Origin of the sequence: Photobacterium lucens (assembly GCF_009873615.1) — a bacterium.
In the GTDB taxonomy this organism is placed as follows: Bacteria; Pseudomonadota; Gammaproteobacteria; order Enterobacterales; family Vibrionaceae; genus Photobacterium; species Photobacterium lucens.
In genome coordinates, this window is sequence record NZ_SSMG01000007.1 from 16,086 (window position 1) to 23,133 (window position 7,048).

A 7,048-nucleotide genomic window follows, 5' to 3' on the forward strand; every position below is an offset into this window, starting at 1 on the left:
CTATAAACCAAGTTGAATATCAATTTTAAGAAACAGGTCGATTTACGTCGATGAAAAAGATAAATGTTAAATAATTACAATAGGTTAAATATCACTAATATTAACCTTTTATGGCAATATTACTACGTCCACCACCTTGTGCTTCTACCGATACTTGTACACCAATACGCTCCACCAGCGTACCAACGTGAGAAATTACCCCGATTTGGCGACCATCTGCTTGCAACGCATCTAAACAGGCTAATGCCATTTCTAAGCTATCAGGATCGAGCGTACCAAAGCCTTCATCAATAAATAGCGAACCTAATTGACGGGTATCAGCAGCCAGTGATGCTAACGCTAATGCCAACGACAGCGACACCAAGAAACTTTCACCACCAGAGAGCGATTCCACACTGCGCACTTCATCACCCATATCATGGTCGATAACTTGCAGCGCTAACGGGCTGCCCGGTACAGGCTGTAGCGCATAACGAGGCGCAAGATCATGAAGGTGCTCATTGGCATTAATCACTAACTGTTGCAGCGTTAACCCTTGTGCCAAAGTACGGAATTTATTACCTGTTGCTGAGCCAATTAAATCGCTCATTTCCATCCACAGCTCTGTTTGCGTTTGCTGAGTCGCTAATGCAGAGCGTAAATCCCCTGCTTGTTTTTCAGCTTGCTTTCCTAAATCTAAGCGCTGGCGTAATTGGAATACCTGATCATCCAGTTGTGACTTTTCTGTCTGCCATTGGCTAAACAATTGCTGCTGGGTTGACGCATCATCACTGATGTCATGCTCACTAAACCACTGCTTGGCAAGTTCAACCGTTGGCTGATAATCCACTTGTGCTTGCTGCCTTTCTTTAACAATGGTTTCGCCTTGCGACACCGCTTGCTCTAACTGTTTAAGCTCAGTGCGCTCTTGTTGTAACCATGCTTCGTCTTTGCTTAACAGTGCTGTTAATTCTGCTTCCGTTAACGCCAGTTTTGCTAACCATGCTTGCCATACTTGTTGCAGCTTTTGCTGTGCCGTTTCAGATTCCGCCAACTGTTGAGTCGCGTTCTGCTGTTTGGTTAGCTCTGCAGCCATCACTTCTGCTAACTGGTTTAATTGTGTTTGTAGCTGTTGGCACTGTTGCTGCTGCGCTTCAATATCTGCTTTTGCTGAGCGTTCAATGGTATCGAGTGGCTGCTCACCAACTAATTCGACACGTTGTTGCCAACAAGCCTGTTGCTCTTTTGCAAGATGAGTCAATTTTGCTGTGATGTCACTGGCTTGTTGTTCTGCATGTTGCACGCTATTGGTTAACGTTGCGAGCACTGGCGAAAGCTCTGTCAGCTGTTTTTCAAGCAATTGTTGTTGTTCAATATTGATTTGATATTGCTGAATTTGCTGCTCTAAATCGGCAATAAAGCCCGCTTTACCTTGCTGGGCTAAAGCGTTTAACCATGCATCATTGCCGTAAATAGCCATTAACGCTTGTCGTCTTTCAGCAACCACATTTTGCAAGTTGTTCGCTTGTGTCGTAAACGCATTGAACTGCTCTTGCGCTTGGGTTTGTTGCTGAGTTAACAGGTAACATTGCTCTTTTAGCTCGGCTTCTTGCTTGGTTAGCTGCTGTAACTGAAGCTGTTGTTTCTTCACCTCTTCAATCAGCACTTTACGCTGTTCACCCTGATCTTTGATTTGTAGCATTTGCGCTTTGGCATCATCGACCGCTTGCGACCAATTGGCTTGATAATGAGAAAGCTGAGCTAAATCGCTGTCTGTCGATAAGGTAATGTCAGCCAAAGTAATAGCATCAAGCTCCACTGTCATTAAGTCAGTCCAGTGGCACTGCTGCTGATTCACTACCCCTTGAATAGTGTTATTGAATCCTGCGATATCTTGCTCAAGTTCGGTTTGACGCTGCTTATCTTGGGTGATGGATTGAGTTAGCTGACGCTGCTCAGCATTAGTATCTTGCAATTGCTTGGCTAATTGCTGTAATCGCTGCTGTTGCTGGCTAATAATGCTTTCAACTTGAGGATTATGCTGCTGATAAGGATGGGTTTCCGAACCACATAATGGGCAAGCTTCACCTTCTACAAGCTGCTCTCGATAGTCAGTTAAGCTCATTACCGCGCGGCTTTGGTTTAACTGAAATTCCACTTCTTTATGCTGCGTATCGAGTTGTAATAACTCAGGGGCTAATGCCGCTAAACGCTGCTCACTAGTGGCAATGCTATTGATTAAACCTTGCTGCGTGAGCTGAGATTTATCACGCTGTTGCAGCAAACCATGCCATTTATCAAGGCCAAATAAGCTCTCTTTAAGCTTGCTACTTAATTGCTGATACGCCGCATAGTGTTGGCGCTCTTGATCTTGTAACTGCTCTAATGCAGTAAGATCGTGCGCTGCGGTTTGCTCGGTTAATTGCAGCTTTTGCTGATCCAACGCTGATAACTGTTTATCGAACTGGATTTGCTGCTGCGTCACTGATGCTAACGTTGCTTCACGCTGCTTTATGTCATTTTGCAACTGGGCAATTTGGCTCTGCGCTTGTTGGAACTGGCTAATGTTATCTTTGATCGCATTTTGCTGCTCAGCCAAGGCTTTTACCCCTTGTGTTTGAGCCAATGCTGACGCCACTTGTTGCTGTTGTGATTGCGCCAACTGTTGCTGCTGTTGCTTACTCGCTAATTGCTCACGCTGTACAGTCAGTTCTTTATTTAAGCCCGCTAATTGCTGTTGCAGCTCCGTACTTTGTTGCTGCAGGCCATCACGCTTTTGCTCAATATTGGCTGCTTGTTTTAGCTTTGGTTCCAGCGCATTAAATGCTTGTTGTTTATGCGCTAATTGCTGCTGGCTTTGCTCAACACTGGTTTGTAATTGCCCTTGTTGTTGCTGCTTAGCCGTTAATTCAGTGGTTGCTAATTGCAGTGATTGCTGCCACTTGATCACTTGTTGCTGAGCTTGGGTTAATAGCGTGAAATCACCGCGAGCAGGTAGCGCTTGCTCATACTTTTCAAGTTGCAGATAACGTGGTGCTGCCAATTGCTGAGCTTGCTTGGCTTGTACTAATTGCTGCTCACTTTCGTCAATACGTTGCGTCAGTTTTTCAGCATTTACCAACACCTCTTGATGCTGTTTAAGTTGCTCTAACTTTTGTTGCTGGCTCGTCACTTGCTCACGAGCCGTTGCTAATTGGGCATTTAATGCATCACGCTCTTCATCAGTGAGCAGTGCGATATCACCTAACTTGCCTTGAAGCTGTGTCAGTTTAAGCTTTTCATCTTTCGCTCGTTCATGGGCTGCAATGGATAATCGACCGTAGATTTCACCGCCCGTCATACGCTCTAACAATGCCGCACGTTCATCAGCCCCCGCTTTTAGAAATGCTGCAAACTCGCCTTGTGGCAACATCACTGCACGACGAAACTGATCGAAGCTCAATCCGATCAGCTTTTCAATTTCCGCTTGTAGTTCTTGTTTCTTGCCCGCGAAACGCTGTCCTGTTTCAATGTTTTCTAACCATTGTTCAGCGGCTTGAATTTTACCTTCAGCACGACCACGAGCACGGCGAACATGCCAGTGAGCACGCCAATGTGAACCATCGTTAGCAACAAAGTCGACTTCGGCAAAACCTTCGCCTTTACCGCGCGATAAGATGCTACGAACATCATTGGCTTTAATGCGGTTATCTTCATCATCACGACCAATTTCAGCATCGTTCTTTTTGTTAGATTGTAGGCGAGGAATACGATCGTATAACGCCAAGCAAATAGCATCGAGCAAAGTAGATTTACCGGCCCCAGTTTTACCTGTGATTGCAAATAAGCCTGCGTCACCTAAGCGACCGCCAGCAAAATCAATCTCAAATTGGCTTTGTAAACTCGCTAAATTTTCACCACGAAGCGCAAGGATTTTCATTGTTATTATCTCTCTTATTCTTGTTCTTCAACTTGGGTTAATAGGGTTTCAAAGGCTTCTGCCATAGCTTCGGTTGGCTCACCATCGAATTTCTTGTTCCAACTTAATGCGAACACTTGTTGTGGTGAAACGTCTGACAAACGGCGATGTTGCAAACTGTCTTGTTGCTCACGCTGATTGTAATGCGGAGTGATTTTGGCAAGGCGAACTGACTTGCCTTCTAATGCTTGCAGCACTTTTTCACGCAGTAAAGCTTGCGGCTTATCAAGCAGAACATGCACTTCTAAAAACGGTTGTTGCTCACGTGGCAGTTCATCATCAGGCAGCGCTTTTAATGCCGCTAATACTTCATCCAGCGGTGCAGCTTTGGTTGGTACTTTGAGCATATCTACACTGCGAGGAATACTGATCTCTTCAATGGCTTTAACATCACAACCATCAAACTCTACCGCTAGAATTTGGTGCTTATAGTTACGCTCTGCCATTGATAGTGGAATTGGTGAGCCGCTATAACGCACATGCTCTTTCTTCGCCACTTTTTGTGCTAAGTGCAAATGCCCAAGTGCGACATAACTCATGTCATCAGCAAAAATCGAAGCAGGTAGTGCATGTTGATTACCGCCTAGTACACGACGTTCCGACATTTCAGATAGTTGCCCTGATGCCATATACGCGTGTCCCATGCCGATCATTGCTTGTTCTGGCGCAAGTAATGTTCGGGCGGCTTGGGTCATTTCACCGTACAGCACTTCGACCCCTTTGATTAGGCGATCGTCGTTTTCATCAAGGTTATCAGTCCGTAAATCAGCACTGCGCAAGAATGGTACGGCAAGAACATAGGCAGCCGTTTGTTGGTCTTTATTGGTAATAGGCACCAACATACGATCAACATCTAACGAGCCATCTTCTAAGCGATAGATACCGCCAACCATATGTAAATCAAAGGCTTTTAATAACTCATGAGGCGCATCAAGCTTACTTGGTGAATCGTGGTTACCGCCAATCATGACCACATCTAAATTCGGTAGCGTTTTAGAGACTTTCGCCAAAAAGCGATAAAGCATGCGCCAACTGCTAGCAGGCGGGTTGGCAGTATCAAAAATATCCCCTGCCACTAACAAAGCATCGGCTTGCTGAGTTTCAAGTTCACCGGCTAACCAATCCAAGAACGCTTGATGTTCATATTCGCGATTATAGCCGTGGAGTTGATGCCCTAAGTGCCAGTCAGAGGTATGGATAATTTTCATAATATAATGCGCAACCTAGCCAGAAATAATCTGCTGATTGTACCGTGAGAAATCCCAAACCACATCCGCTATTTCACTGCCTTGCGCAGCTATCACGGAATTTTATTTTTGATAAATAAGTCAGGGAGTTAGTGTGGGGAAATGAGGTTTGGTTTTAAGTGGCGCAGAAAAGAAAAAAGACCGCTGTAAAGCGATCTTTTGAATGTGTATTTAACAATAGTTTTATTTATGCGTACTAACTTCACATATTGAGATAATTAACACAACTAAGCATAATACACACATATAAATTATGGAGTTATATGTATTGAGTTATCTCGGTCTTTCAGAAATTCTTAGCGGGTTAATTGGTGTACTAGTAGGCGCACTAATTGGAAATAGACTTGCTTTAAGTAGAGACAAACGTAAAGAGTACAATCTACTTGTTATACCAGTAAGAGAAGTGCTGATAAAGCAACTAAGCATACTGAATGATGGTAATTTCCAACATGGTTTGAATGAATCAGATATAGAGAAATTACAAGCAAGATCAAGCAATTCAGAGTTCAAGCGGATAAAAAAAATTTATAATACCTACGACCACTATCGCTCTAATTCAGGTACTCATGATTTGTATGGTAATTTTACAAAAAATGATGAGTATTTTAAAAAGTTCACAGATCAGACTACGTTATTTTTAAATAGCCTAAACCTGAAATGAACATAGAAAACCAACAATAGCTCTCATACACAAATAACAACTAAAAAGGATTTACCATGAAAACTATTTTTAAATTAAAACTCAATGGCGAGCACGATGTTTCAGAGCTTATCGAACTACCATTAACGCCATCGGTAGGAGACTTAATAACAATACAAAATGCCCAATTCCCTATCAAACAAAGTGAATACAATATAGAAGACAATACTTTTATTCTTAAAGTAACAGAAAGACACTTAGAACTAAAAAACGATAACTTAATTATAGAGTTAAAACTAGAAAACCAAGCTAACTGGTCTGGAGTATTATCCCGCTCTTAGAAATCAATCCTTATCTAAAAACCTCCTCAATGGGCGGTTTTTTTTAACGTAATCAGGGATAAGGTGTTAATGATGGTTCGAATTCTTCAAAACATCTTATCAACTCATTAATTGCACTCTTTTCATCAAGAAAAGTTTCATCAAAAAGAGTTTTGTTCTGACGTGTAAACTCTCCAGCAGATTCATAACTGAGTTGATAAGTAGATTTTATAAGGTCATGCACAACAAAATACTTTTTGTGATAACCATTAAATTCCACTTGAATCTCTTTTTTTGTTTTTACAATTAAACTCATAATTACCCCGATCACATTACCAACTAAGTTGAATATTGAGATTGAATAAACTGATTTCAATACCCATGATGTAGATGTGCGACACATAGTTATCAAAAATACCTCAAATACTCAGAACGAAGATTTCATTCGCTCGATGGTAGGTAATTTAGCGGTCAAAAAATACGAATTTAAACCTATTTAACATATTCAATCTTTCATGCACTACATAATCCGCATTCACATTAAAAGTGAGCTCAAACTATCCTTTTACTCACAAAAGTGACCTATTTACTTCTAGTTTCCCACGTTACGATTAAGTAAAACATGTGAACTACCAGCATAATTCCTCTTTCATATCACTTCTGATTTTTATCACTCAAAAATTAAATATCACTTCATTCCCCATAAATTCAAACACATACACCTAAGTACTAATCCCTACCAATACAACCCTTCTTAATTATTACACTATAGTAATAATTAATTACCGAATCACGTTATTGTTTTTATTTTTGAAAAAATTAATATAGCACCCATCGAAACGCACAAGGCGTTCACAAACATAAATACACAAGGTTTTATTACTCATGAAAACAGTTATTAAAG

The 7,048-nt window shown here is 41.7% G+C and carries 5 protein-coding genes; 2 read left to right on the forward strand and 3 right to left on the reverse strand.

Annotated elements, in window-relative coordinates:
• Nucleotides 1-100: 100 nt before the first annotated feature.
• Nucleotides 101-3,898 carry an AAA family ATPase gene (locus E5A76_RS01430; RefSeq protein ID WP_161117891.1) on the reverse strand — a complete coding sequence of 1,266 codons (3,798 nt, stop codon included), beginning with the start codon at nucleotides 3,896-3,898 and terminating at the stop codon, nucleotides 101-103.
• 14 nt (nucleotides 3,899-3,912) lie between these two features.
• Nucleotides 3,913-5,145: an exonuclease SbcCD subunit D C-terminal domain-containing protein gene (locus tag E5A76_RS01435; RefSeq protein WP_161117892.1), complete on the reverse strand. Its 1,233-nt coding sequence runs from the start codon at nucleotides 5,143-5,145 to the stop codon at nucleotides 3,913-3,915.
• 307 nt (nucleotides 5,146-5,452) lie between these two features.
• Between E5A76_RS01435 and E5A76_RS01440 the strand changes: the two genes are divergently transcribed.
• Nucleotides 5,453-5,845, forward strand: a complete 393-nt coding sequence (locus E5A76_RS01440) for a hypothetical protein (protein ID WP_161117893.1) — start codon at nucleotides 5,453-5,455, stop codon at nucleotides 5,843-5,845.
• 56 nt (nucleotides 5,846-5,901) lie between these two features.
• Complete coding sequence (locus E5A76_RS01445; RefSeq protein ID WP_161117894.1) at nucleotides 5,902-6,165, forward strand: hypothetical protein; 264 nt, start codon at nucleotides 5,902-5,904, stop codon at nucleotides 6,163-6,165.
• A 52-nt stretch (nucleotides 6,166-6,217) separates the two neighbouring features.
• Here the strand turns inward: E5A76_RS01445 and E5A76_RS01450 are convergent, their stop codons facing one another.
• Nucleotides 6,218-6,460, reverse strand: a complete 243-nt coding sequence (locus tag E5A76_RS01450) for a hypothetical protein (RefSeq protein ID WP_161117895.1) — start codon at nucleotides 6,458-6,460, stop codon at nucleotides 6,218-6,220.
• Nucleotides 6,461-7,048: the final 588 nt, after the last annotated feature.